We start from the raw sequence: 26,682 nt of genomic DNA on the forward strand, positions 1-26,682 counted from the left end.
TATGGATTGGCATTCTATTGGTAGAGTTAAACTAGACTAATTCGGCTTTGGTTTTTGCCTTCATGCTTAGCGTTATAAAGGGCTTTGTCAGCAATTGAGATCAATTGAAATAATGAGTACTCATGCGCATTGGTACAACACACGCCACCGATACTAATCGAAACGCGATTGAGGGGAGATTTTTCATGGGCAATATTTTGTTGGGCCACTGCATCTAATATTTGCTGAGCAACGCAGGACACACCTTCTTCATTGGTGAACGGCAAGACAACCAAAAATTCTTCGCCACCGTAGCGAATTGCAATGTCTTGGGGGCGGCGGATTGTATTAGTGATACAGGCTGCGACTTGGCGCAAACATTGATCACCTTGTTGGTGCCCGTAATGGTCGTTATAGGCTTTGAAGTAATCCAAGTCCATCATCAATACACCTATGGGTTCTTGGCTTCTGACCGCCTGTTTTATGACACTTTCAATTTCCACATTTAGATAGTGGCGATTGTATAGCTCTGTCAGAGAGTCTCTGAAAGTGAGTTTCAACAATTGGTCAACATGCAGTTTGTTTTCAAGGTGATTTCGGGTGCGATGGATCAAGGTGGAGGCTGCGACCGGCTTACTGATAAAATCTGTAGCCCCGGCCTCCCAACACGCATTTTGAGCATCAAGGTCAAAAGTTGCGGTCACAAAAACAACTGGAATATCAGCAAGATCTTCCCGAGACTTCAATGTTTTGCATACGTCCAAGCCACATACACCGGGCATATTGACGTCCATTAAAATAAGGTCGGGTTTTTGGCGTTCGCAATAAGGGATAACCTGATTACCGTCGACAAGCGCTTCGACAGTATAATGCTCCCCGAGTAGGGTTAGCAGGGTGATGCGACTCACTTCTTCATCATCGACTACAAGTACGCGACATTCTGAGAGCGGCTTTAAGTCTAAATGCATGATTTCCCTTGCTTATTATAATGGCTATAAATGTGTTTTACTCATGCATTGTTAGTCACGATAATGACGTCATAACGCTTATTGCTGTGATTTCAAAGCCTTGAGCTTTTTTAGTATAGCGTGATTTTGTGCGACTTGTATAACCAATATCGGCTTAAAAACATGTCTATTTGCTGACTAAATAGTAACTTAGAAGAATTGAAGAAGAAGCTGAATGCTCTTTTAAGAATTGGGTGGTAGCCTTACCAGCCACATCTCGGCACACACATCACACGCTGTGGCTGCTCCCTTCCGGGCCTGACCAGGTTCACCTGCTAGTGTTGCGAGAGGACCAATAAGGCCACCATAGTGGGCCTCTTGGGCGCAGGATGGATTATCCCGACTTTACCCTTGGGTTTCAAGGGAAATTCCATAAATATGCGCTAGTTGCTTAGTAATCAATCAGATTTCAGTGATTCAGTAGGAAAAGAGGCAAGCTAATCCATCCGTTAGCTTGCCTTGCGTAATTAATTGAGTTGGCTGCGCAGCTCTTTAAGTACGGCTTTCACCTTTGCGACATTCTCAGGACCCATACGCAATAACTGTTTTTGTGCCGGTGGTAGGTTTTCCCACTCCGAATACGCATATTTATATGTTACTGAATCTTTGAGTAGCGGAATTTGCGTCGTCATTTCAGGTGTATCTAAAAGTAAGTCAATCGCTTGCGCTAAACGTTCTTCAAAACTGCTATTTGGCGCACCAATCTCACCATACGCCTGTTCAATCAAAGGTTCATAGCGCTCGTACAAGCTCACCAGTTGCTCCGTTTGTAATGAAGTTAAAATATCAACATAAGGGTCGTAACGCTTAAAGCTGGCAGGGTCCATAGTTAACACTTCACCTTCCGCTACAGTGAATGGTTGATCAGGCTTAGTTACTGGTGAGTGATTGGCTGCTACCTTACCCTCAGCAAGGTTATTCACAAAGACGACTGTACGACGGATCAAGTCGTCGTTTACTAATAATTCGGCACTGGCCTGCGCGAGTGATTGTTCAACACGCTCGCTCACCACAGCATCACTTTCGTCAAGAGTCGGAAGTGGCGGCTCCTCAATAACAGGCTCTTGAGTTTGCTGTTCGGGCATCACTTCTTCAGGCTGTTCGATAGGTTGAGTTACTTCAGGTTCAGGTTCTGGTTGTACATCTTCAGGTTCAATCACAACGACAGGCGCGGGCTTCTCTACTACCGGCTCTGAAGTTTCCCCCGGTTGTTTACTTAGTGCAATGATCACTACTACGACAAGGACAATAACAACTATGGCTGCAAAGAGTAATGAGTTGCGATTTGGTTTTTTGGTCTCTTGGTCATGGGGCTGCTGGTTCATTGAAGGCTCCGTTGTAAACAGTAAATAAAAAGTGCCACATAGTTCTCGGTTTGTCGATTCAGGTATAGCAGATTTCTTCTATACGTTTCTTTTTACTAAAGAATATTTTACATTTAAGTTAAGTGTCCATTTAAGTGCAAATACTATGCGAAAGCAAACGAATTGCGGCCGAAAAGGCACGGCATTATTATTAAGTGGTGGGGGCGCCCGAGCTGCATATCAAGCCGGCGTGATAAAAGCCCTGACCCATAGTATGCCGCGCACAGCGCCGCTGCCTTTTCGTATTATTACTGGGACCTCAGCTGGGGCAATAAATTCAGTCGCTCTTGCGTGTTGGGCCTCATGCGCACATCTTGCTAGTCGAAAGCTTGATGCTGTTTGGGGGCAATTTCATACCTCGCATGTTTATCGCAGCGATTTCGCCCATGTCTATGGGCATATTCTGCGCAATGTGCTGTCTAGTTTTCGCTCCGGTCACGCTAACCATGCCCCAGGTAGCCTCTTCAACAACTCCCCCTTGAGGAAGTTACTGGCTGAGGTTCTCCCAATGGAGCGTATCGATCGCAATATTCACCGTGGCGTTATTGATGCCTTGGGTGTAACTGCATCTAACTACAGCACTGGCGACTCAATCACATTTTTTCAAAGTAGTGATGCTCAACCATGGAAACGAGCAAAACGGCGAGGCGTAAAAACACGCATTCATCTTGAACATTTAATGGCATCCAGTGCCATTCCAGTGGTGTTTCCAAGCGTTAAAATTCGCCATCAATACTATGGCGACGGCTCTATCCACCAAATGTCGCCATTATCGAGCGCCATTCACTTAGGTGCTGAGCGTATTTTCGTGATTGGTGTTGAACAACCCAAAGATGAAAATCGTAAATATGCGCCCCACTACCCTGGTATTTCGCATATCGCTGGCCACTTGTTAGATAGTGTGTTCGCCGACACCATACAAGCAGATTTAGAGCGTGTTGAACGTATTAATCGTACGGTGGGATTAATCAATGCCAAAGACAGACACCAAGAGTTAAAGCACATCGATACCTTTGTGATTAATCCATCACATAACTTTAATGCTATCAGCAGTGAGTATTACGATGATATGCCATTAGCAATTCGCACCTTACTGCGTGGCATAGGTGTAAAACGTTACAGTGAGTCAAGCTTGCCAAGTTACCTGTTATTTGAGAAGCGCTACACCCAGCATCTCATTGAACTTGGGTACCAAGATGGCCTCGCCAACTTAAAGGAATTACGCCACTTTTTGTGTTTGGACTAATAAATTCCGAACGGCGAGTTTATTTTTCAGTTTGCTCATTAAGATGCGGCAAAACAGACACAGCAAACAGCTTTTATTTCTAGTTTTTGATTAACGCTCAATTTTGTGCCAAACACTTAACTCAATCCCAGTGCGACAACTTTCTGGGGGCTCAGATCGTTTTCATAACGCTTCGCCACCATTAAGTAAAAAACGCTCACAGCGCTCTACCCGCCTAGGTTTACCTCGCAACACAAGCACATCTTGACCGAGCAAAATAGTATCTAAACTGGGGTTTTCAACTTCGCGCCCCCCTCGGCGCATGGCAGTGATACTCACCCGCCGTTGAGTCAGATTTAGCTCTGATATTTTTTTGCCCACCGCATAGGCGTTGTCAGCTAACGCCATCACATGCAGATACTCCAACATATCTGTACTGCCCTCTCTATGAGGCGCTTCGTCGCTGATGTAAAAACTGTGCAATAACGAATAACGATTCTCTCGCTCTTGGCTTACGCGACGAATAATGCGTTTCATTGGCACGCCACTCATAAACAACACATGGGATGCGAGCATCAAACTGGCCTCTAAAGACTCCGGCACAACCTCAGATACACCCGCTTCTTTAAGCTCGTCCAAGTGCGCGTCATCTGGCATGCGTGCCAAAATGTTCACCTTGGGCGCGACTTCTTTGATTACCTCTGTGACCAATTTCACTTTGTTGAGATCGGTGAAGGTGATCACAACTAATTGCGCTTGCGCGGCACCGGCGCCTGCTAAAATACTTTTTTGCGTCACATCGCCAAACATTAATGGATAATTGGCGTGACGACCTTGGCGAACTAAGTATGGGTCAAGATCAATCGCCACAAAGGGCAGCGCTTCTGCTTGTAAAAAGCGGCTAATATTCTGGCCAACACGACCATACCCACAGACGATCACATGATCAGATAATTCATCGTGGGTGCTGTGAAGGTCATCAACGTGCTCGGCGGGCACAAAAACTAAACGACTCACCCAGACTGGCGCCCAATCGATTAAATAAGGAGTGATGGCCATGGATAACACGCCAAGCGCAATCAGTAAGGAAGACAATTCCGAGTCTAAAATGCCATATGATTTCGCCAGCGCCACCAAGACGAAACCAAACTCCCCCATCTGACACAGCATCAAGCCAGCGCTTACAGCGTCATTTTTACGCTCTCCCATTGCTTGTGCAACCACAGCTAAAATCAGGCACTTGCACACCATCATGATGACCAGCAAAGCGAGCACAATATGCAGATGTGAAAACACGTAAATGACGCTTAGCTGCATTCCTACAGTGACAAAAAACAAGCCCATAAGGATGTCCCGAAAGGGTCGTATATCACTTTCAAGTTGATGGCGATATTGGCTCTCACCCAGCATCATCCCGGCCAAAAATGCCCCTAATGCCATGGACAAGCCAAACCAGTGAGTAAGTCCGCCTGCAAACAGCGTGACTAACAAAGTGGTGAGCACAAAAAGCTCTTCATTGCGCATGCGTGCCACTTCATTGAAGATAAGCGGCAATAACCATTTACCAATGGCCCATAACAACGCACATACCAGCGCACCCTTGAGAAGAGCAAAGCCAAGGCTCACAAATAAGGATTGATCGGTGTTACTAGCAAGCAACGGAATTGCTATGAGCAATGGCACTACGGCTAAGTCTTGAAACAGCAGCACACCAACGGCAAGTTGCCCTCGCCGCTTTTGTAGTTGGCCACTGTCTTTTAGGCATTTAACCACGACAGCCGTAGATGAAAGCGCCACCAGCGTCGCTACAGCAAAGGCACTGAGCTTATCGAAACCGAAAATCAGCAGACATATAAAAAATGCACCAGAGGACAAAAGGACTTGCAGTAGCCCCACACCAAATACGATGTTGCGCATGGCGATTAATCGAGGAAGCGAGAACTCTAGCCCCAAGCTAAAAAGCAAAAACACAATGCCCAGTTCTGCAATCGCCTGCATTTGAGATTCATTGGCAAGCCAATCAAAGCCATGGGGACCAGCCATAATCCCCGTTACCAGATAGGCTAAGATAACCGGAAGACCAAGCCGTTTGAATAGCCACACTGACGCTACGGCGCTGAGTAACAGCCCAAACACTTCAATAAACAGCTCCTGCATGGCACTCCTTAAGCGTCAACAGCTTGACTCGGACCTGAAACCCTACAAATAACTATAGCAACAGCTTGTTTTATGGCCAGTTTAAATTTTTGGCACGTTTATCGCATAGGTTATATACGAATTTAGTCTTGGAGTGAATATGATGGATAACGTCCACATTTTGACATATGACCACAGTCAATCGAGCAACGATGCAGCAAAAGCGGCACATTTTTTCCGCACCCAAAGCTCGTTCAACGCAACGGGTCTAACGCAACAATTGCAGCGCAGTTTAGAGTTGATCACCTTGCTCGATATCTTTGCTCAGTATGTTAGCCCTTATGCGACGTTTTGTGGTTTACAGCTTCACTCTAGTTTAGGTGTCAACGAAATGACTAAAAGCCGAAGCGCCAACGTTGCCAATCGTTTCGATATTGAAGTTGAAGGCGAACATCTTGGCCAACTTGTGTATTTCAGCACGGTCGCGTTTTCGAATAAGTTGTCTGCACAGCTCAAGCAATGGCACAAAATTTTGGCATATCCGCTTCGCAACGCCTTGACCTACAATCGTGTGTTACGCCTTGCAACACGTGATCCACTTACGGGCCTGAATAATCGTAGCGATTTCAATGTGAATGTAGATAAAAAGCTTGAGGCCTGTCGCCGTCAACATCGTCCATTTAGTTTGATGTTGTTGGACTTAGACAACTTTAAGCAAGTGAATGATCGCTTTGGCCACCAAGCGGGTGATCAAACATTGCAAGAATTTGCGGCCATTTTATGTCAATCCATTCGCGGCACTGACACAGTGTTTCGCTTTGGAGGCGATGAGTTTGCAGTGTTGATTGATGATAATTTGTATGAAGCCAATGATGTCATTGCAAAACGTATTATCAACGCGGTTCAGCAAAGCGCAATCATGACGCGCTACGGCGTAACCTGCAGTATCGGCTTTACCTTAGCGCGTACGTTAGACACCAATGTGGGCTTGTTTGAGCGTGCAGATAAAGCGCTATACCAAGCAAAATTCAGCGGCCGTAATACTTATCGCGGCGCGCCAGATGATTCATTGCCAGTAACAAGCTTGAAAACCCATAAAGACAGCCAGAATCCACAAAAGAAGGCCAAAATCAGCTGATACAAGGATGTAAAGCTCGATAAGTCTATCGCCATCACATTAATCAGCGGTACCAGTAAACCGACGATAAAAAAGATCCCACCCTTGCCGGACCAATAGGCGAGCAACAATGCACCACACACTAACCCTGCCAGTGCTGAGTATCCTAAGACGTGCCACAGCGGCGTGCTGAGCGCAGCCACAACCACTATCAATACAATCGTAATAACGACAGCGATTGGCGCTTTAGCGACCAGTGATAATCCTACATGGGGCTGGGAGTTTTGATTTGCCATTGTAATCCTTGAGACGCTAAAAAGTCGTGATTATAAAAGTAACCGACAACTGCCACCAAGGTTTCATTATAAAAAATTAACGGGATCTGCTGGCGCTGCCAAGGAGGCACTCTAAGTTCTTTAAGCCAATGACTAAGCTTATTACTGTAGGGCTTGCTCTGGGGCCTGATTTTCGCACTTAATTGTCCAAATTTTACCGTAACAGATTCAGTTTCATTGGGTAGACGGATACCCTCACCTGCACACAGCAAGATAGTACGACCATCACTGAGCACAATTGAAGGTTCTTTAATATCAATAAGTTGGTCAATAATTTTTGGTTCAGGGCCGACAAGATAAAGATGAGCATTGTAACGACGAAGATAACCTTTATGACCGTCTTGGGATTTGATAACTATCTCTGGTTGCGAGTCGTCTCTAGCCACAGTGAGTTGCTGCAAAAACTCAGCTAGCTTTGCTTGTGATGGCATCAGGTAATGATGCACCGCTAACCAATAACGCAGCGCGTTGATACACCGAGACGGCCCAAGCGCTACCAGTGTATCAGTGCACAATCGCTCTTCGCCTTGTTGGGCGCTTTGCAAGTCAGCCAACGCAAACTCGTCTAACAGTGATTGTTGTGACTGCAATAAATTAGCAGCTTGAGCTACTTTGTCGTTGAAGCCATGAAAACGCTCATTGAGCAAAGGTAGCACGTCATTGCGCAAGAAATTGCGATCAAACTTATTGTCGTCATTGGACTCATCGTGAATATGCGTCAATCCATTGGCATCCACAAATTGCGCAAGCTCATTTCGTGAAAAGTCCAACAGAGGCCGAATCAGCACCCTATTGTGCCCATGACTCACAGCTTGCATTGCTCCCAAACCTTTGACTCCCGCCCCGCGCTTCAAGCGTAAAAAGAAAGTCTCGACTTGGTCGTCCTTATGCTGCCCAAGTAAAATGGCATAGCCCTTTGGTGCTTGTGCATCTATTGCCTGATAACGAGCCTCTCGCGCCTTCGCTTCAATCCCTTTTCGCGTGGCATTTGAAAGCCTCACCCTTTGACTATAAAAGGCAATGCCGCGAGCCGCACAGGCTTGTTGTGTGAAGGCTAACCAAGCATCAGCATTGGCGCTCAGACCATGATGGATATGAATAGCGCACAAAGGCATGTTAACTTTTATTGCGTAATTGCGCGCCAGTTCCAGTAGCGCCATCGAGTCCAAGCCACCACTAAGCGCCACAGCAAGACCGCTGCACTCGGGCACTGTGTGTAGTAATTGACTAAGGGTATTATCGAAGCGTGTTTGCATGTTGTTGGGTATTAAAAAAGGCCGTCTGAGCGGCCTTTTTTCGTGCTTAACAGTAACCGAAGCTCATTAAGCGTTTGTAACGTAAATCCAGCATCTCTTCAACGCTATTTTGACGCAGCTCAGCAAGATCGCGCTTCAACTGGGCTTTTAGGCTCTTCGCCATTGCATCGTAGTTGCGATGTGCGCCACCAAGCGGCTCTTCAATGATGTTGTTGATAAGATCTAGCTCTTTAACGCGCTGCGCAGTCACACCCATTGCTTCGGCAGCAAGAGGTGCTTTTTCAGCACTCTTCCACAGGATTGATGCACAACCCTCAGGTGAAATTACTGAGTAGGTGCTGTATTGCAGCATGTTCACGCGGTCGCCAACACCAATTGCCAGTGCACCACCTGAACCACCTTCACCGATAACCGTACAGATCGTTGGTACTTTGAGCGCTGCCATAACTTTTAGGTTACGCGCGATTGCTTCACTTTGACCACGCTCTTCAGCACCTACACCAGGGTATGCACCAGGTGTGTCGATGAAAGTGAAAATAGGCATTTTGAAACGCTCTGCCATTTCCATTAGTCGTAATGCTTTACGGTAGCCTTCTGGTTTAGGCATACCAAAGTTACGTTTGATTTTTTCTGCTGTGTCACGGCCTTTTTGCTGACCAATAACCATCACTGGTTCGCCATCTAAGCGCGCTACACCACCGACGATTGCAGGGTCGTTTGCAAATGCTCTGTCACCCGCTAATTCGTCAAATTCAGTAAAAATACGATCAATGTAATCACGTGTGTAAGGACGCAAAGGGTGGCGAGCTAGTTGAGAAACCTGCCAAGCGCCTAATTCAGAAAAGATTTTATTTGTTAGTTCAACACTTTTCTCTTTTAGGCGAGAGACTTCCTCTTCCAGACCTAAATCCAATTCGCCAGCACGACTGACGGTGCGTAACTCTTCAATCTTCGCTTCCAATTCTGCAATCGGTAGTTCGAAATCCAAATAATTGAGACTCATGCGCTCATTAACCCATTTAATTAAATTCTAATTCTATATTTTGTGCCGCCATGAGGGATAACTTGTGAATTAAGTCATCCGCTGGCGTCACACACCATTGTGTTCCTAGTTCCAACTCGGCTAAGGCATCTGGTCGGCGGTAAAGGATTTTTACCGGGCACGTACCAAATTTGTACGGTTCTAGCACTTTTTCCAACTTTTCGAAGAAGTTGTCATCAATTTGCGCCATATCGACCGTCATTTTCATCGCTTTAATGCGTTTTTCTCGGGCCTCAGCAAGAGTACAGACGTCTCTGGCGGTCATTGTAATGCCGCCGGAGAAGTTATCAAAGCTGACCTGTCCAGTTATGACCAAGATATTGTTGATTTGCAGCAATTCTTGGAACATTTCGAACTGTTCTGGGAATAAGCGTACATCAATACGCGCACTCTTGTCATCTAAAGTGATTAAACCCCAGCGTTTATTCTTTTTATTTATCAGGGTGCGAGCACTAATTACCAAACCCGCAGCGGTCGTTTGCACATCTCGTTCAGTTGGCGTCAGATCGACGAGTTTTCCACTCGTATAATGCTTTAATTCACCGCGATACTGATTAATTGGATGCCCAGTTAAGAACAACCCGAGCGTTTCACGCTCACCGTCGAGCCATTGATTGTCGGTAAAATATGGGACACGCTTGAAGGCCTGTTCGACCTCCTCTGGCTCGGTCGCGAGCAAACCAAACAAGTCACCTTGGCCTAACTGTTCCGCTTTATTGTGCTGCTCGGCCGACTTAATTGCTTCGGGCAATGAAGCCATCAAGATAGCACGGCCGCCTTGCACCGGATCTGGACCTAATTTATCCATGGCTCCGGCCATGATCAGCTTTTCAATAACACGTTTATTTAAACGTTTGAGGTCAACACGGGCACAGAAGTCAAACAAGTCTTTGAACGGGCCTTCAGCTTCGCGCGCTTGTAAAATAGCCTCAACAGGGCCCTCACCGACCCCTTTAATCGCACCAATACCATACACAATCTGGCCTTGGCGGTTAACCGTAAACTTGTAGAGACCGGCATTAACATCAGGTGGCAATAACGCCAACTTCATGTTTTCACATTCATCCACCAGCGTCACGATTTTGTCGGTGTTATCCATATCCGCGGACATTACCGCAGCCATGAATTCCGCTGGATAATGCGTTTTCATCCACAAGGTTTGGTACGAAACCAACGCGTACGCTGCGGAGTGCGATTTGTTAAAGCCGTAACCTGCGAACTTCTCTACCAAGTCGAAGATTTTCATCGCCAGTTCGCCATCAACGCCGTTTTGTATCGCTCCCTCTTCAAACGTTGAACGCTGCTTAGCCATCTCTTCTGGCTTTTTCTTACCCATGGCTCGACGTAATAAGTCAGCGCCACCCAATGAGTAACCAGCAAGCACCTGTGCAATTTGCATAACCTGTTCTTGATACAGGATTACACCATAAGTCGGCTCCAATATAGGCTGCAAACTGTCGTGTTGATACTGTGCATCTGGGTAGGAGATTTCTTCGTTACCATGCTTACGGTCGATAAAATTGTCAACCATGCCTGATTGCAATGGACCCGGACGGAACAAGGCCACCAGTGCGATCATATCTTCAAAGCAGTCGGGCTTTAGACGACGAATAAGGTCTTTCATACCGCGCGATTCAAGCTGGAACACCGCCGTGGTTTCGGCGCGTAATAGCAATTCGATACTGGGTCTGTCATCCAGTGGGATCGCGTTGATATCAACAGGTTCTTTACCCTCACGAGCAAGACGCTCGTTGGTCATATCCAATGCCCATTGCAAAATGGTGAGCGTTCGCAGACCTAGGAAGTCGAATTTTACCAGCCCCGCTTCTTCAACATCGTTTTTGTCAAATTGCGTAACCGGGAATTTACCCTCTTCATCACAATACAAAGCCGCAAAGTCAGTGATTGTGGTCGGTGAGATTACAACGCCACCGGCGTGTTTACCGGCGTTTCGCGTACACCCTTCAAGAATGCGACACATATCAATGAGGTCACGCACCTCTTCATCGCCATCGTAGGCTTCAGGTAAGCGCGGTTCAATTTCAAAGGCTTTGGTAAGCGTCATACCTGGGTCGCCAGGAATAAGCTTCGAAATTCTATCCACAAAACCATAAGGGTGGCCAAGCACACGCCCTACGTCACGAATAACGGCTTTAGCCGCCATAGTACCGAAGGTGATTATCTGCGATACCGCGTCACGGCCATAAAGTTTCGCTACGTGGTCGATTACCTCATCTCGCCTATCCATACAGAAGTCGACGTCAAAGTCGGGCATGGAAACACGTTCTGGGTTCAAAAATCGCTCGAATAGTAAGTCAAACTGCAACGGATCCAAATCCGTGATTTTGAGCGCATAAGCAACCAGTGAACCCGCACCCGAGCCTCGACCTGGGCCGACTGGAATATTGTTATCCTTGGACCACTGGATGAACTCCATTACGATTAAGAAGTAGCCGGGGAATCCCATTTGGTTGATAACGTCGAGCTCAATTTGCAAACGCTCGTCATATTCGCCACGGCGCTGGGCCCGTAACTGCTCATCAGGGAATAAGAATTGCAAACGCTCTTCAAGGCCATCGCGGGAGACTTTAACAAGGAAGTCCTCAATTTTCAGTGAGCCTGTCGGGTAGTCTGGCAAGAAGTATGTGCCTAACTGCACAGTGACATTACATCGCTTGGCGATTTCCACGGTGTTTTGCAGCGCTTCAGGAATATCGCTAAATAGCTCTGCCATTTGCTCTGGCGTTTTCAGGTATTGCTCTTGCGAGAAACGCTTAGGGCGGCGCTTGTCTTCGAGTGTATAGCCATCATGAATCGCAACGCGAATTTCATGAGGTTCAAAATCCTCGGGCTTTAAGAACACCACCTCATTCGTCGCCACCACAGGTAAATTGTGGGCATACGCATGTTCAACCGCTAGGTGCAGATAGCTTTCTTCATCATCACGGGAAGTGCGAATGAGTTCGAGATAGTAGTCGTTGGGGAAATGGGTGCGATAAAAAGCACTTATCTCTTCAATAACACCCGCATTACCTTTGAGTAATGCCTTACCAAGGTCTCCGTCTTTAGCACCACTTAGAATGATGAGACCTTCGCCATGCTCGGCTAGCCATTGGCGGTCGATCATCGCTCGATGCATGACGTGACCGCGCAAGTAAGCCTTTGAAATCAATAAAGTAAGATTCTTGTAGCCTTCGTTATTTTTGGCTAGTAGAACAATTCGACACGCTTCATCAGGGAATTCTGGGGCATTAAGCCACATATCGGCACCAACTATGGGCTTGATACCCGCACCGTGAGCCGCGCCATAAAAGCGCACCAAGCCACAGAGGTTCATTTGGTCGGTAATAGCCATGGCGCTCAGTTGCAGGTTCTGGGCCGCGGCAACAATCGGTTTGGTCTTCGCCAAACCATCAACCATGGAAAAGTCGCTATGAACGCGTAAGTGGACGAATTGCGGTGCAGCCATTATTGTCCTCGCTCAGCTAAAACTCGTTGCACGGGTTTAAAGCTTTTTCGGTGATGCTCAGTAGCACCATGCTCGGCAAGCGCCTCAAAATGTGCTTTCGTCGGGTACCCTTTGTGTCCCGCAAAACCGTATTGCGGATATTGCGCATCAAGGGCAATCATTTCTTCATCCCGTGCCACTTTAGCTAAGATAGAGGCCGCGCTGATTTCCGCCACCAACGCATCGCCTTTGACAACGGGCTGTGCGGCAACATCAAGTTCAGGTAAGCGATTGCCATCAACAAAAACAAAGTCTGGAGTGATATCCAAACCAGCTACTGCGCGACTCATCGCTAGCATAGTCGCGTGCAGAATGTTCAGCTCGTCTATTTCAGCAACTGAAGCTCGAGCGATGCAATAGCTCAGCGCCTTTTCTTTGATTTCTTCGCTCAACAGTTTGCGTTTTTTGTCGCTGAGCTTTTTTGAATCGGCAAGACCTTCGATTGGCTTAGTTGGGTCAAGGATCACCGCTGCGGTAACAACATCGCCAACCAAGGGGCCACGCCCTACTTCATCAACACCGGCAATGTATTGAACATCTGGACGATTAATTTGCATTGATAAGCTCCAGTACTGCTTTAGCGGCTTGAGCGCTAGCATCACAGCGAATGTTTTTATGGATATCCGTAAAACGTTGAATCAACGCGCTGGTATCACCGTACAAACGTGGCTCCAGTGCAGCGCAAAGCGCATCAACATTGCACTCATGCTGTAAAAACTCTGGTACCAACTCTTCGTCCGCTAACAAGTTCGGAAGGGAAAAATACTTGATGGTAAAAGTAAACACATTTTGCACCATCCAATAGGTCATTGGTTTTAACTTATAACCAACCACCATCGGTTTTTTATACAGCATGCCCTCAAGAGAAGCTGTGCCAGACGCAAGTAAAATGGCGTCACTGGCTTGCATTGCAATGCTTGATTGACCATCAAGTAGCATGGCATCAAGTTTTGGTGCATGTTCTTGTTGCAGCGCCAAAAACTGTTCCTTACGCGCGTCATTAACCAAAGGCACGACGACTTTTAAACCCGGATTTTGCTGTTGCAAACGCTCAGCGGTTTGCGCATAGGTTGGCGTTAGTAACCCGACTTCAGAGCCTCGACTTCCTGGTAGTAGCGCCAATACTTTATCTTCTGGGGATAAACCCAGTTGTGCTCTGGCTGTTGTATTGTTTTGTTCAATTTCAATGTCATCAGCCAACGTGTGACCCACGAAGGTACACGGCACCTTATGTTCATCATAAAATGCTTTTTCGAATGGCAGCAAGGACAACACTAAGTTGGTGGCTTTGGCTATTTTATGAATTCGTTTTTGACGCCAAGCCCACACTGAGGGGCTAACATAATGCACTGTGGTAATACCCGCCTCTTTGAGCGGTAATTCAACGCGCAAGTTAAAATCAGGCGCGTCTATACCAATAAACACATCGGGTGGGTTATCGATGAAATGATTCACCAGTTGTTTGCGGATTTTAAGTAATCGGGGTAAACGCGATAACACCTCAACTAAGCCCATCACCGACAACTCTTCCATGTCGAATAAACTTTCGCAACCAAGCGCTTGCATACGAGGTCCGCCGATGCCAACAAATTGAGCATCAGGATGTGTTTTTTGAATCGCTTTGATCAGACCTTCACCGAGGATGTCTCCTGACATCTCTCCAGCAACGATACCGATTCGTAGAGGTTTTGCTGTCGCGCACATGAATTGGGGTAATCCCGAAAACCATAATTGTTATTAACAGACTAGTCTACCCTGTTTACGAGGTGCTTAAAACCACCCAAAGAATGAAATCTAGGCAGTTGAAAAATCGTGCTTTATTTATACGACTTTGCGCGCATATTTTGCACAAATCGTGCTATTTCTAATTTAGGAACTGCTAATATTTTTTATTGACGAAGTAGTTGAAAGGCTAGATACTAATCGAACTTTCAATAATTACTGAAAGTTCAGACAAACTACATTAGGGGTCAAACAATGATAGATGAAACCTTTGTGGACTTATCCCGTCTGCAATTTGCGATCACCGCCTTCTATCACTTCTTATTCGTGCCGCTTACCTTGGGTATGACATGGATCTTGGTGATAATGGAATCTGTTTACGTCATGACTGGGCGCGAGATATACCGCGATATGACGAAATTCTGGGGCAAATTATTCGGAATAAACTTTGCTTTAGGCGTAGCCACTGGCTTGACCATGGAATTCGAGTTCGGAACCAACTGGTCATACTATTCCCATTACGTTGGCGACATTTTTGGGGCACCGCTGGCTATCGAAGGGCTTATGGCCTTCTTCCTCGAATCTACGTTTGTTGGCATGTTTTTCCTCGGCTGGGACCGCCTCACCAAAGTCCAACACCTTGGGGCCACCTTTCTTATGGCCATCGGCACTAACCTCTCAGCCTTGTGGATTCTTATCGCAAACGGCTGGATGCAAAACCCAGTCGGTTCAGAATTTAATTATCAAACCATGCGCATGGAAATGCAGAGCTTTGCGGAATTAGTGTTCAACCCGGTCGCACAGGTCAAATTTATTCATACGGTATCTGCAGGTTATGTTGCAGCTTCGATGTTTGTACTGGGGATCAGCGCCTTTTATATCCTTCGCGGGCGCGACGTTGCGTTTGCCAAACGTTCATTTTCGGTAGCATGTAGTTTTGGTCTAGCGTCAGTATTGTGTGTCATTTTACTTGGTGACGAGTCAGGCTACGAAGTCGGGGAAGTACAACAAGTAAAATTAGCCGCCATCGAGGCGGAATGGGAGACTGAGCCTGCGCCGGCAGCGTTTACCTTATTTGGTATTCCGGACTCAGAAGCTCAACAAACCCATGCAGCTGTTAAGATCCCCTATGTAATGGGCATAATTGCAACGCGTTCACTTGATGAAGAAGTGATTGGTATCAAAGATCTTCAAGCTCGACACGAACAACGTATCCGCAGTGGTATGCACGCCTATCGCTATCTTGAGAAGCTACGTAATGGCGATGAAAGTGAACACACCATTGCTCAGTTTGAGCAATATAAAGACGATTTAGGTTACGGCTTATTACTTAAACGCTATCGCGATGATGTCTACAATGCCACGGAAGAAGAAATTGCCAAAGCGGTTAAAGATTCCATTCCGCAAGTCGGCCCAATGTTTTGGACATTCCGCATCATGGTGGCCTGTGGCATGATCATGTTATTCGTATTTGCGGCCTCTTTTTACTACAACGCTAAACGCGTTATTGAACAAAAGCGCTGGTTACTCAAAGCGGCGTTATTCTCAATCCCTTTGCCTTGGATTGCCATCGAAACAGGCTGGTTTGTAGCCGAGTATGGTCGCCAGCCTTGGGCCATTTCGGAAGTCCTACCCACCTTTATGGCCACGTCCAGCCTAACCACGACTGACGTATTAATTTCTCTCACCGGCTTTATCGTGTTCTACACCATTTTAGCGATTATCGAAGTCTGGTTGATGCTGCATTTCATCAAGCAAGGGCCGAGCTCATTGCATACCGGTAAATATTTCTTCGAGCGTCAGGCATTGCAGGAGAGCCAATCATGATTTTTGATTATGAAACGTTAAAACTAATCTGGTGGGTGCTGATCGGTGCCCTACTAATCGGCTTTGCAATCACTGACGGTATGGATATGGGCAGCGCCATGTTATTGCCATTCGTTGCTAAAAAAGACGTGGAACGTCGCGTTGTGATCAATACCGTGGGGGCACATTGGGACGGCAACCAAGTGTGGCTTATCACCGCAGGCGGTGCTTTATTTGCTGCATGGCCTATGGTGTACGCTGCTGCCTTTTCCGGTTTTTACTTCGCCATGATGCTGGTGCTATTTGCACTATTTTTTAGACCGTTGGCGTTCGATTACCGCTCTAAATTAGACAACCCTAAATGGCGTAATCGCTGGGATTGGGCATTGTTCGCTGGGAGTTTTATTCCCGCACTCATATTTGGCGTGGCGTTTGGTAACCTTATTCAAGGCGTGCCACTGCATATCGACAATTTAATGCGTGTTAGTTATCAAGGCTCCTTCTTTGCGCTACTTAACCCATTTGCATTGCTGTGCGGCGTTGTCAGTGTCGCCATGTTAGTCGCTCATGCTGGCCAGTGGCTGCACTTGCGCACCGTTAACCCTGTGTCGCAACGAGCGGCGAAAGTGGGTCGCGTTGCAACACTAGTCACTTTGGTTAGTTTTGCCCTTGCAGGTGTTTGGCTGACGCAAATTGATGGCATGCAGATAGTCACGATGGCAGATGCTAATAGCCATGCCGACCCATTGGCGAAATCCGTGACGGTTGGCAAAGGCTTATGGTTAGACAGCTACAATCAACGTCCATGGTCAATGGCATTTCCCGTACTCGCCTATGTAGCGGGGGTGCTTGCGCTACTTTGCTCTTGGCGGAACAAAGCAGGATTTGGTTTTGTGCTGACCAGTGTAATGTTGCTTGGCATCATCATGACCTTTGGTAGCGCCTTGTTCCCATTCATTATGCCTTCAAGTCACGACGCCAATATGAGCCTCACAATCTGGGATGCGGTGTCGAGCCACATGACCTTAAACATCATGTTTATTGTGGTGGTAGTGATGCTTCCTATCGTGCTCGCTTATACCACTTGGTGCTACGTGAAGATGTGGCGCCGTGTGAGTCACGAAGAAATCGAAAACAATAGCCACGGCAGCTACTAAGGAGGAAATATGTGGTATTTCACTTGGCTACTCGGTGTTTTATTTGCAGTCGCGTTTGGTGTCATCAATGTGATGTGGTACGAAATGCAGCAACACAGTGACAGTATCGCCGATGACGAGCAGGAGCATTTTTAAAGGAATGAATCCCCAACCAAATCGCGCGCGACAACTCGAGTTGCGCGCATTTTTAAAGGAATTTACGCGCTCCAGAAATCGTTCGCTGACGCTCAGCATAATCTGTGGCTTTATCAATGCACTGTTGATGATTGCAAGCTGTTACCTGCTCGCACAGATTTGCCATGAGGTCATGTTTACTGGTGCCAACCTAGCGTCGCAAGCACATACATTATGGGCATTGGCGGCTCTGTTTATCGGTCGCGCTCTACTTAGTTATGCCAGCCGATATCTTGGCGAGCGAAGTGCTCAACGCATCAAACATGAAATGCGCGCTGCGCTATGGCAAGCACTGGCTCAGCAACAAAGTGGCCAGCAACATCGTGCTCCCGCAGAGTTAGCCTTAACATTAAACCAAGGTGTAGAATCGCTGCATGATTACTTCGCCAAATATATTCCCGCAGTAGCTTACGCTGCACTTATACCTTTTGCGATCATCGCGGTGGTGTTTCCCATTGACTGGAAATCCGGACTCATTTTTGTGGTCACCGCACCTCTTATCCCTTTCTTTATGATTCTTATCGGCTACAAAGCACAGGATTTGAATGAGCAAAACTGGAAAAAACTGCAACGTATGGGACAGTTTTTCTATGACCGAATCAGTGGATTGGCGCAGCTTAAATTATTCAATAACGCACCAGAGCAAATTGAGCGCGTGGACACCATGGCCGACCAGTTTCGCTTATCTACCCTAGCCGTATTGCGCATTGCCTTTATCTCCACCCTAGCTCTTGAGTTTTTGGCTACCATCAGCATCGCCTTGGTTGCGGTCATTATCGGCTTTCGCCTTTATTTTGGGACACTAGACTTCGCCACTGGGTTTGTGGTGTTGCTACTAGCGCCTGAGTTTTATATGCCGCTAAGGCAATTGGGACAGCATTATCACGCCAAGCTTAAAGGGTTAGCAAGCGCTGACTCAATGATGGCCATATTAAAACCTGATATGGACTGTACGCCCCAAGATTCATCGCTAAGTCACTTAGTTGACATCACGGATATTCGAGTACAGGACTTGACCTTTCGCTTCGCCAATAGCCAAAAAAGAGTCCTAAAAAACATTCGCTTCCAATGCCCACAACGAGGACTATTGGCTATTGTTGGGCCCAGCGGGGCTGGAAAGTCAACCCTAATGGATTGCATGATGGGCATACACCCTAGCGCAAACAATAGCGTCCTCATCAATCAACAACCTTTGACAACCCTAAGCGTCATCGACTATCAGCAGAAAATAGCCTGGGTTGCCCAATCACCTACCCTATTTAGCGGTAGCATTGCCGAAAATATTGCTTTGGGACAACCACAGGTTAACCGACAAAGGGTACGTGAAGTGTGCGCGGATGTAGACATGGATAGCTTTATTATGAGTTTACCTCACGGCTACGACACTCCTATCGGTGAACTCGGCGCTGGACTTTCCGGCGGTCAAATACAACGCATCGCAATAGCCAGAGCGCTTTACAAGTCGCCGCATATTTTGTTTTTAGATGAACCTACCTCTGCTTTGGATAAACACAGCGAAGCCGTTGTTCAGCATTGCTTAGAGCGCTTGAGCGAAAATATATTGGTCGTGGTGATAGCACATCGTCTCCATACGCTTACCAGTGCAACACATTTACTGGTACTACGAAACGGCGAACTAATTGAGCAAGGCGGTTACGATTACTTAGCACAAGACCCAAGCACCTACTTTCATGGACTGATAAATCGCCAGGGAGTCGCACATGGCTAATTGGCGATTTCTACTTTCATTATTAAGACCTCATATTAAATGGGCTTTATTGGGCTTCGCTCTGGCATTCGTTGCGTTAGTCGCCAATATCACTTTGTTGGCTGTGTCGGGATGGTTTCTTGCGGCAATGGCGAGCGCAGGTATCGCCGGAGTGACCATGAATTACTTTACACCTGCAGGTATTATTCGCTTTTTAGCGATAGTTAGAACAGCTGGGGGGTACGCGCAGCGTTTAGTTAATCACAACACGACTTTCTTGGTGTTAAAAACCCTACGTGTGCGGGTTTTTACAGCATTAACACATATGCCGATGCAAAGCTTTGCAAGTTTAGGTAAGCAAATTTCGCAGCTACAGGAAGATGTCGAACTGCTTGATGAGTTCTATTTGGGGGTCCTGATCCCAATTCTCCTAGCCATCGTTGGTGTGGTGTTATTGGCCCTAGTATTGAGTGCGTACAGCTTGTCACTAATGTGGCTAGCCGTCACTGCCTTGCTTTGCGTGGGCGTCATACTACCTGCATGGTTAGGGCGAAACCTACAGGGAGTGGGGACAAATACACTCATTGCACAAGAAACATTAAACGAATGTTTGCTCGAAGGAACAAGAGGTTTGAAAGAGTTGCAGCTCGCTGGGGCAACACACGCTTTTTGGCAGCGTATCGAACACTCGCAGCATGTCTTGGATAAGCAACAACACATCGCGCATAAATGGTGGGCAATGCATCAAGGGCTCACACTTTTCGTAAGTCAACTGGCCATTGTGTGTGCACTCATCGTTCTTATTCCACAAGTGCAAAGCGGGCATATCATCAATGTCAATCTAGCCATGCTTGTCCTGTTAGTCATGGCGAGCTTTGAAACCGTGGCGCAGCTGCCAGACGCCTTACTAAAACTGGAAATTACCCTTGCCAGTGCAGGACGTATTCGCAACCTAGTTGAACGCCAGAGTAACCAACAACCGAACCAGCAATATGGCGATGAAACAAGCGAAGAGATTTTTGCGTTACAGAATTTATCATTTGCCTACCCCCAGCAAAGTCCTCTCTTCGATGGCATCAATTTGACCATTCGCCGCGGTGATAAGGTGGCTATTGTTGGGCGCAGTGGCGCGGGTAAATCAACACTGTTAAACCTGCTGAGCTCACAGATAAGCACAGAATCGAGTAGCGCCCATGCGTTTGGCTGCCAGCTCTCACATCTCGATAAACATTGGTTATATGAGCGTATCGGTGTACTTAACCAATATGTACATACATTCGATGCCACTATTAAAGAAAACTTGTTGTTAGCCAATCCAAAAGCCAGTGACGAGTTACTCTGGGGAGTATTAGACAAGGCACAATTAGGCGAGCAAGTCAGTGCAATGGAACATCAGCTCGATACCTATATCGGTTTTAGTGGTCGCCAGTTATCTAGTGGTGAAGCGCGACGCTTACATTTAGCACAGCTGTTATTACGCCAGCCGCAGGTGTTAATTCTCGACGAACCAACCAGAGGGCTTGATACCGACAACCAGGCTCGTGTGTTTGAGTCTATACTCAACATCGCCCGAGGCCGTACACTAGTTACCAGTACCCACGATACGGCAATATTGGCAAAAATGGATAGTGTTATTTGGTTAGAACAAGGTGAGATTGTTGCTATTGCCACACACCGAGAGCTGCTCGAAAAATATGAGGACTATCGTGCACTTACGATAGTAATTAACTAATTTATAAAGATAAAAAAAGCGCCTAGATAAGGCGCTTTTTCTTCATGAATTTCAACTAGCGGATAATGCCGCGCGTTGAATTCATGACTGAATCAATCATTGGCTGTATTGCTGGGAATTGTTCAACTTCTTCACGCAGCTGCTCAAGTGCTTCATCCGCTTTTAACCCTTTACGGAATAGCGTCTTATACGCACGGCGTAGCGCCATGATTTCGTCCGCTTCAAAGCCGCGACGCTTTAAGCCTTCAGTATTAATTGCCACTGGACGCGCTGGGGTGCCGATGGTAGTTACATACGGCGGTACGTCTTGGTTTACGCCAGAGTACATACCGATAAATGCATGCGAACCCACCTTACAGAACTGGTGAACACCCGAGTTACCGGCAAGGATAACCCAGTCACCAATATGTACGTGGCCTGCAACACTCGCGTTGTTAGCAAAAATAACGTTATCACCAATTACGGCATCATGGGCAACGTGGGTATACGCCATGAACAAGTTATTGCTACCGATTTTAGTGATACCTTCGTCTTGAATAGTGCCTCGGTGGATCGTTGCACATTCACGGATGACGTTATTGTCACCGATGATCAGTTGCGTTGGTTCATCCTTGTACTTCTTATCTTGGCAAGCCTCGCCAACCGATGCGAATTGAAAGATGTGGTTGTTTTTGCCAATCTTAGATGGGCCTTTCACCACGACGTGAGATTCAATAATTGTACCTGCACCGATTTCTACGTCGTTGCCAATATAGCTGTAAGGTCCAACTTGAACATCATCAGCAAGCTTTGCACCAGGTTCGATAATTGCGGTCGGATGGATCACGTTTAAAACTCTCTTCTTGCACACATTAGTTCAGCGCTACACACAACTTTATCATCGACGCGTGCTTCGCCATAAAACTTCCACATATTGCGGCGCTCTTTTAAGAACTTCACATGCAAATGCATTGTATCACCTGGCATCACAGGTTGCTTAAAGCGCGCATTATCAATCGCTGCAAACAAGTATAGTTCGTTCTCACCACGATTTTCCGTCGTTTTAAAACCAAGTAAACCTGTTGCTTGAGCCATGGCTTCTAAAATCATCACACCAGGAAATATTGGCTGCTCAGGGAAGTGACCCGTAAATACAGGTTCATTCATCGTCACATTTTTGATAGCGTGTAAGCTTTCACCAGGCGTATAGTCCAGTACTTTATCCACTAACAACATCGGATAACGATGTGGTAGTAGCGTCAAAATTTCTTGGATATCAAAGCTATTTAACTGATTAGCCAACTTCTTTTCCTTAAACAAAGTTATTCTTGTGATTTAAGCTCAGCCTCTAGGGCCTTGATACGCTTATTCATGTCGCCAATATTACGCAAATGCGCAATCGTGCGGCGCCATTCCTTATTAGTCACATGGGGTAAACCCGACGAGTAGATGCCCGGCTCGCTAATACCGCTGGTCACCATACTTCTGCCTGTTAATACCACTTGATCACAAATTTCAACATGTCCGGTAATACCGCTAAGGCCACCAATTTGGCAATAACGGCCAATTTTAGTGCTGCCAGCTATCACGCTGCAGCCTGCTATCGCAGTACCTTCACATATCTCAACGTTGTGGGCGATCTGACACTGATTATCAATGATCACGTTGCTGTGAATAACCGTATCATCGATAGCACCACGGTCAATAGTGGTACTCGCGCCAATTTCCACGTGGTCGCCTATTATAACAGAGCCTAACTGTGGGATCTTCACCCATTGTCCGCGCTCGTTTGCATAACCAAAGCCATCAGCACCAATGACTGTGCTCGCTTGGACGAGGCAGTGTTCACCTAACTTTACTTCGTGATAAATAGTCACGTTATTCCAAAGCTTGGTATAAGCGCCAATGCACGCATTTTGACCGATAAAACAGTGCGAACCAATTTGTGCATGCTCACCAATGACAGCGCCGGCTTCAATGACAGCCATAGGACCAATGTTAGCTGATTCACTTACTTGCGCATCAGGGCTTATGACCGCAGTTGGATGAATACCGCTTGCAGACGCGGGCGTGCTATCGATAAATTGCGCTAGCTTTGCATAGGCCACATATGGGTCCTTGCACACCAACTTGTTACCATCGAAATGCTCTGCATCAGCAGCGCTGAGCATCACCGCACCCGCTTGTGTGGTTGCAAGCTGACTACGATATTTTTTGTTAGCCAAAAAGCTAATGTGCTCGCTTTTTGCCTTTTCTAACGTTTGTATGCCAGAAACAACTAAGGTGCCGTCTCCAACGAGCTCGGCACCTAGGTGTGTGGCTATTTCAGCTAAGCTAATCGCCATATTTACTTCTTACTTACGCGCTCTACCACTTTACCAGACAAGTCCGTTACTTTTTTAGGGTTAAAGTAGATAGTTGCATCTTTGATTTTAACTTCGTCAAAGTCGCCTTCTTTTGCTACAGCTTCAATCGCTTCGATGATTGTGCCTTGTAGTTTAGCTAGTTCTTGGTTTTGACGAACCTTGATTTCTTGCTCTAGCGGACGACCTTTTTCAGCAAGTTGCTTTTGCATGCCTTGGATTTTTTCGCCCAACGCTTTTTTCTGGTCTTCGCTCATCGTTGTTGCTTCGCGCTGGTATTTTTCCATTTCAAAACGGATATCACCTTGCAGCTTTTCAACTTCTTGACGACGGTCAGCAAATTCACCTTGAAGTGTTTTTTCAATCGCTGCTGTTTGCGGCACTTGTGAGTAGATAGTTTGCATATCAACAATACCCACTTTGTGAGCAAGTGCTTGCACAGATGTACCCATAGTTAATGCAGCAAGCATTACCATCGCAGTGTTTTTAAATACTTTTTTCACAGAAAACTCCTTAGAAAGTGTTACTAATGTTAAAGCTAATTGTTTTCGTATCGTCCTCTTCTTGTTCTTTCAACGGATACGCGAAACTAATTAGCATTGGCCCCATAGGCGAGATCCACTGGATTGATAAACCAGTTGATACCCTGAAACGACTTGGATCTGAGTAGTCATCCAAGCGCGCGCGCTCATCGGGCTGTAAGTTTTGATAACGGTCAACGTTGAATTCAGTATCCCAAACGTTTGCCGCATCAACAAAGAAACTTGTACGAACCGAGCTGGTGTTATCTTCATCTAGGAATGGTGTTGGAACAATCAACTCCATACCAGCCACAGCTTTCGCATTACCACCGATACGACCTGCTAATTGCAGCGTATCAAACTCTTCAGCACCACCAATACTGCCCGCTGGCGTGCCATCTGGCAAGGTTGTACCAGGAATACTTTGCGGAGAACGTACTACAGCACGTGGTAAGATGGTGTTTCTATCGAAGCCACGTAGTTCTTGCTCAGTAATTCGGAAGAATTCTTGTACAGGTAGAACTTGGTCATACCCGTTTGTTTCACCATAACCATTACCATAACCTAATGCAGCACGTGTTGAGAACACCCAACGGTGGTCATTGCTGATTGGCCAGTAGAAACGTGAGTTATAGTTCAACTTGAAGTAAGTCAAATCTGAGTTTGGCGTTGTCGCTTGCAAGTTAAGTGACTGACGAGAACCCGCTGTTGGGAACATACCACGGTTAACAGTAACGCGTGACCACCCAGCGCTCAACTCATATTTGGTGAAGTCGAAGCCCGCATCTGGGTTTTCTGGGTCAAGGAACGTCTCACGCAATACACGTGTTTGCTCATACTCAGCTAAATCAGATAGCTCTTCTTCAATCCAGCGGATACCAAAGTTAAGTCGGTTTACCGCGTTAATAGGAAAACCAATGTTAGTACCGATACCATAACTCTTCGACTTATAGTCGATTAGGCTGAATTCACTAGCGTCATAGTTACGGTAAAAGATACTTGAACCTTGTGACACACCATCAGGCGTGAAGTAAGGGTCTGTGTAAGATAAGCTCACACTCTCAGAACCACGTGACGTATTGATGTTGAACGCCACTTGGTTACCACTACCTAGGAAGTTTTGCTCGCTTACACCGATATTAAATTGCAAGCCATAGTATGAACCATAGGCAAGACCGGCTGTGAAACTACCCGCAGATTGCTCCTTAACGTTGAAGCCAACATCAACTTGGTCATCAACACCGGCAACTGGGTTCACTTCAAACTCAACATTTTCCATGTATGGCAGACGCTGGATCTGCAACTTTGAACGCTCAAGGTTCTGGTTTGATAACCATGCACCTTCCAACTGCGTCATTTCACGACGAATTACTTCGTCAGCAGTGTTTTGGTTACCAGAAATATCGATACGACGCACGTAAACACGCTTGCCTGGATCAACAGACAGAGTTAATTGTACTTCTTTGCTCTCGTCATCGATTTCAGGAATAGTTCGCACTTCGGCGTTTGCATAACCAAAACGCGCTAGATAGCTTTTAATAAACTCTTCCGAAGAGGTGACCACTGAACCATTGTAAAGCTCGCCGGCTTTAAGCGGTACAACGCTCTTAATCAGCTCTTCTCGACCGAGTAAGTCACCGATGAAGTCAAACCCCTTCACCATGTACTGTTCGCCTTCGGTGACGTTAGCTGTCACATACACAGACTCACGCTCTGGGCTCACAGATACTTGTGTGGAATCAATGTTGAATCGAAGGTAACCACGATCAAGATAGTAACTAGTGATTTTCTCTAAATCGCCTTCGATCGTTTGTTTCTGATAACGATCAGAGGACATAAACTTCCACCAAGGCAAGTCTTGCTGCGACTCAACGAGGTTTAGTAATTCTTCATCTGGGAAAATTTCGTTACCGACGATGTTAATTTGGCGAATCGAAGCAGCATCACCTTCATCAAATACAAATTTAAGGCGTACGCGGTTACGAGGCAAACGCGTTACTTCGATATCGAGGTCAGCATTGTATTTACCAATACTGTGGAAGAATTCGACAAGGCCTTTCTCAACGTTTTCAAGTACCGTTCTGTCGAGTGGCTCACCCGTTCTGATATCTTGTTGGTTAAGGCTATCGGTTAACTGCTCATCTTTAATGTCTTTGTTACCTTCAAACTCAATAGAGCTGATGGTTGGACGCTCAGTTACCTTGAAAACGATTTTATCGCCATCGCGATACGCTTCGATATCATCGAAGTGACCAGACTTATACAGCGACTTGATAGTCTTAGACACTGTGTAAGTATCAATTGAATCGCCAACGTTAATTGGAATGTGCGTCAACGCAGCGCCTAACGCTACGCGTTGCAGACCTTCTACTTTTAAATCTTCTACGATAAAGGAATCTTGGCCAAGGGCTGCAAAGCTCGCCCCCAATAAACTAGTTACCGCCAAATGTTTTTTTATAGCCATTTTATTATCTTTGTCCTTTACTACAGTGTCTTTTACCCAACCGCTTTATATGAGTTCGACTTGCGCACGGCTGTTCTAGTTGGGCCA

Annotated in this window: 20 protein-coding genes and 1 other RNA gene; 7 read left to right on the plus strand and 14 right to left on the minus strand. The window is 46.4% G+C overall.

Going from position 1 to position 26,682, the window contains the following annotated elements:
- Positions 1 to 26 precede the first annotated feature (26 nt).
- The 3 genes from V1358_RS04595 to V1358_RS04605 form a co-directional block, all read right to left on the minus strand.
- Positions 27 to 947 (minus strand): GGDEF domain-containing response regulator, encoded by a 921-nt coding sequence (locus tag V1358_RS04595; protein WP_347392754.1) that lies wholly within the window; start codon positions 945 to 947, stop codon positions 27 to 29.
- A 240-nt stretch (positions 948 to 1,187) separates the two neighbouring features.
- An RNA gene (gene ffs, locus V1358_RS04600) (signal recognition particle sRNA small type) lies at positions 1,188 to 1,284 on the minus strand.
- A 169-nt stretch (positions 1,285 to 1,453) separates the two neighbouring features.
- Positions 1,454 to 2,311 carry a DUF3014 domain-containing protein gene (locus tag V1358_RS04605; RefSeq protein WP_347392755.1) on the minus strand — a complete coding sequence of 286 codons (858 nt, stop codon included), beginning with the start codon at positions 2,309 to 2,311 and terminating at the stop codon, positions 1,454 to 1,456.
- 145 nt (positions 2,312 to 2,456) lie between these two features.
- Here V1358_RS04605 and V1358_RS04610 point away from each other — a divergent pair, with 145 nt between their 5' ends.
- Positions 2,457 to 3,596: a patatin-like phospholipase family protein gene (locus V1358_RS04610; protein ID WP_347392756.1), complete on the plus strand. Its 1,140-nt coding sequence runs from the start codon at positions 2,457 to 2,459 to the stop codon at positions 3,594 to 3,596.
- Positions 3,597 to 3,758: 162 nt separating this feature from the next.
- Here V1358_RS04610 and V1358_RS04615 read toward each other — a convergent pair whose 3' ends face one another.
- Positions 3,759 to 5,732 carry a monovalent cation:proton antiporter family protein gene (locus V1358_RS04615; RefSeq protein ID WP_347392757.1) on the minus strand — a complete coding sequence of 658 codons (1,974 nt, stop codon included), beginning with the start codon at positions 5,730 to 5,732 and terminating at the stop codon, positions 3,759 to 3,761.
- 139 nt (positions 5,733 to 5,871) lie between these two features.
- On the opposite strand from V1358_RS04615, the gene V1358_RS04620 reads away from it, so the two are divergent.
- Positions 5,872 to 6,849 (plus strand): GGDEF domain-containing protein, encoded by a 978-nt coding sequence (locus tag V1358_RS04620; protein ID WP_347390806.1) that lies wholly within the window; start codon positions 5,872 to 5,874, stop codon positions 6,847 to 6,849.
- A 244-nt stretch (positions 6,850 to 7,093) separates the two neighbouring features.
- Here the strand turns inward: V1358_RS04620 and tilS are convergent, their stop codons facing one another.
- From tilS to lpxB, 5 genes are read right to left on the minus strand one after another with little or no spacing between them, the layout of a single operon-like run.
- A complete protein-coding gene (gene tilS / locus V1358_RS04625) occupies positions 7,094 to 8,419 on the minus strand; it encodes a tRNA lysidine(34) synthetase TilS (RefSeq protein WP_347392758.1) in 1,326 nt (441 codons plus the stop codon).
- A 46-nt stretch (positions 8,420 to 8,465) separates the two neighbouring features.
- Entirely contained in the window at positions 8,466 to 9,422 is a 957-nt protein-coding gene (gene accA, locus V1358_RS04630) for an acetyl-CoA carboxylase carboxyl transferase subunit alpha (protein ID WP_347390808.1), read from the minus strand.
- Positions 9,423 to 9,438: 16 nt separating this feature from the next.
- A complete protein-coding gene (gene dnaE, locus V1358_RS04635) occupies positions 9,439 to 12,930 on the minus strand; it encodes a DNA polymerase III subunit alpha (RefSeq protein ID WP_347392759.1) in 3,492 nt (1,163 codons plus the stop codon).
- Positions 12,930 to 13,526, minus strand: coding sequence for a ribonuclease HII (gene rnhB, locus V1358_RS04640; protein WP_347392760.1), 597 nt, complete (start codon positions 13,524 to 13,526; stop codon positions 12,930 to 12,932). The genes dnaE and rnhB overlap by 1 nt, the downstream gene beginning before the upstream one ends.
- The gene (lpxB, locus tag V1358_RS04645; protein WP_347392761.1) at positions 13,516 to 14,673 is read right to left on the minus strand and encodes a lipid-A-disaccharide synthase; all 1,158 of its coding nucleotides are present in this window, start codon (positions 14,671 to 14,673) and stop codon (positions 13,516 to 13,518) included. Before lpxB ends, rnhB begins: the two co-directional genes overlap by 11 nt.
- Positions 14,674 to 14,946: 273 nt before the next feature.
- Between lpxB and V1358_RS04650 the strand changes: the two genes are divergently transcribed.
- The 5 genes from V1358_RS04650 to cydC are packed head-to-tail and all read left to right on the plus strand — an operon-like array spanning position 14,947 to position 21,268.
- Complete coding sequence (locus V1358_RS04650) at positions 14,947 to 16,518, plus strand: cytochrome ubiquinol oxidase subunit I (RefSeq protein ID WP_347390812.1); 1,572 nt, start codon at positions 14,947 to 14,949, stop codon at positions 16,516 to 16,518.
- A complete protein-coding gene (cydB, locus tag V1358_RS04655; protein WP_347392762.1) occupies positions 16,515 to 17,654 on the plus strand; it encodes a cytochrome d ubiquinol oxidase subunit II in 1,140 nt (379 codons plus the stop codon). Before V1358_RS04650 ends, cydB begins: the two co-directional genes overlap by 4 nt.
- Before the next feature lie 9 nt (positions 17,655 to 17,663).
- Positions 17,664 to 17,789 carry a cytochrome bd-I oxidase subunit CydX gene (cydX, locus tag V1358_RS04660; RefSeq protein WP_347390814.1) on the plus strand — a complete coding sequence of 42 codons (126 nt, stop codon included), beginning with the start codon at positions 17,664 to 17,666 and terminating at the stop codon, positions 17,787 to 17,789.
- A 4-nt stretch (positions 17,790 to 17,793) separates the two neighbouring features.
- Positions 17,794 to 19,557, plus strand: a complete 1,764-nt coding sequence (gene cydD, locus V1358_RS04665; RefSeq protein WP_347392763.1) for a thiol reductant ABC exporter subunit CydD — start codon at positions 17,794 to 17,796, stop codon at positions 19,555 to 19,557.
- Positions 19,550 to 21,268, plus strand: a complete 1,719-nt coding sequence (gene cydC, locus V1358_RS04670; RefSeq protein ID WP_347392764.1) for a thiol reductant ABC exporter subunit CydC — start codon at positions 19,550 to 19,552, stop codon at positions 21,266 to 21,268. The genes cydD and cydC overlap by 8 nt, the downstream gene beginning before the upstream one ends.
- A 55-nt stretch (positions 21,269 to 21,323) precedes the next feature.
- Here the strand turns inward: cydC and lpxA are convergent, their stop codons facing one another.
- The 5 genes from lpxA to bamA are packed head-to-tail and all read right to left on the minus strand — an operon-like array spanning position 21,324 to position 26,595.
- A complete protein-coding gene (gene lpxA, locus V1358_RS04675) occupies positions 21,324 to 22,094 on the minus strand; it encodes an acyl-ACP--UDP-N-acetylglucosamine O-acyltransferase (protein WP_347392765.1) in 771 nt (256 codons plus the stop codon).
- 2 nt (positions 22,095 to 22,096) lie between these two features.
- On the minus strand, positions 22,097 to 22,549 hold the full coding sequence (gene fabZ / locus V1358_RS04680) for a 3-hydroxyacyl-ACP dehydratase FabZ (RefSeq protein ID WP_347390818.1): 453 nt from the start codon (positions 22,547 to 22,549) through the stop codon (positions 22,097 to 22,099).
- Positions 22,550 to 22,569: 20 nt separating this feature from the next.
- Positions 22,570 to 23,592: a UDP-3-O-(3-hydroxymyristoyl)glucosamine N-acyltransferase gene (gene lpxD, locus V1358_RS04685; RefSeq protein ID WP_347392766.1), complete on the minus strand. Its 1,023-nt coding sequence runs from the start codon at positions 23,590 to 23,592 to the stop codon at positions 22,570 to 22,572.
- A gap of 2 nt (positions 23,593 to 23,594) precedes the next feature.
- Complete coding sequence (locus V1358_RS04690) at positions 23,595 to 24,113, minus strand: OmpH/Skp family outer membrane protein (RefSeq protein ID WP_347390820.1); 519 nt, start codon at positions 24,111 to 24,113, stop codon at positions 23,595 to 23,597.
- 10 nt (positions 24,114 to 24,123) lie between these two features.
- Positions 24,124 to 26,595 (minus strand): outer membrane protein assembly factor BamA, encoded by a 2,472-nt coding sequence (gene bamA / locus V1358_RS04695; RefSeq protein WP_347392767.1) that lies wholly within the window; start codon positions 26,593 to 26,595, stop codon positions 24,124 to 24,126.
- Positions 26,596 to 26,682 lie beyond the last annotated feature (87 nt).

The organism is Pseudoalteromonas pernae (assembly GCF_039831865.1).
In the GTDB taxonomy this organism is placed as follows: domain Bacteria; phylum Pseudomonadota; class Gammaproteobacteria; order Enterobacterales; family Alteromonadaceae; genus Pseudoalteromonas; species Pseudoalteromonas pernae.

Coding starts and splice junctions, on each gene's coding strand:
- cydX (WP_347390814.1), top strand. CDS start 17,664: ATGTGGTATTTCACTTGGCTACTCGGTGTTTTATTTGCAGTCGCGTTT.
- rnhB (WP_347392760.1), bottom strand. CDS start 13,526: ATGCAAATTAATCGTCCAGATGTTCAATACATTGCCGGTGTTGATGAA.
- V1358_RS04595 (WP_347392754.1), bottom strand. CDS start 947: ATGCATTTAGACTTAAAGCCGCTCTCAGAATGTCGCGTACTTGTAGTC.
- dnaE (WP_347392759.1), bottom strand. CDS start 12,930: ATGGCTGCACCGCAATTCGTCCACTTACGCGTTCATAGCGACTTTTCC.
- lpxB (WP_347392761.1), bottom strand. CDS start 14,673: ATGTGCGCGACAGCAAAACCTCTACGAATCGGTATCGTTGCTGGAGAG.
- V1358_RS04650 (WP_347390812.1), top strand. CDS start 14,947: ATGATAGATGAAACCTTTGTGGACTTATCCCGTCTGCAATTTGCGATC.
- V1358_RS04610 (WP_347392756.1), top strand. CDS start 2,457: ATGCGAAAGCAAACGAATTGCGGCCGAAAAGGCACGGCATTATTATTA.
- V1358_RS04605 (WP_347392755.1), bottom strand. CDS start 2,311: ATGAACCAGCAGCCCCATGACCAAGAGACCAAAAAACCAAATCGCAAC.
- tilS (WP_347392758.1), bottom strand. CDS start 8,419: ATGCAAACACGCTTCGATAATACCCTTAGTCAATTACTACACACAGTG.
- cydB (WP_347392762.1), top strand. CDS start 16,515: ATGATTTTTGATTATGAAACGTTAAAACTAATCTGGTGGGTGCTGATC.
- bamA (WP_347392767.1), bottom strand. CDS start 26,595: ATGGCTATAAAAAAACATTTGGCGGTAACTAGTTTATTGGGGGCGAGC.
- accA (WP_347390808.1), bottom strand. CDS start 9,422: ATGAGTCTCAATTATTTGGATTTCGAACTACCGATTGCAGAATTGGAA.
- V1358_RS04620 (WP_347390806.1), top strand. CDS start 5,872: ATGATGGATAACGTCCACATTTTGACATATGACCACAGTCAATCGAGC.
- lpxD (WP_347392766.1), bottom strand. CDS start 23,592: ATGGCGATTAGCTTAGCTGAAATAGCCACACACCTAGGTGCCGAGCTC.
- V1358_RS04615 (WP_347392757.1), bottom strand. CDS start 5,732: ATGCAGGAGCTGTTTATTGAAGTGTTTGGGCTGTTACTCAGCGCCGTA.
- cydD (WP_347392763.1), top strand. CDS start 17,794: ATGAATCCCCAACCAAATCGCGCGCGACAACTCGAGTTGCGCGCATTT.
- cydC (WP_347392764.1), top strand. CDS start 19,550: ATGGCTAATTGGCGATTTCTACTTTCATTATTAAGACCTCATATTAAA.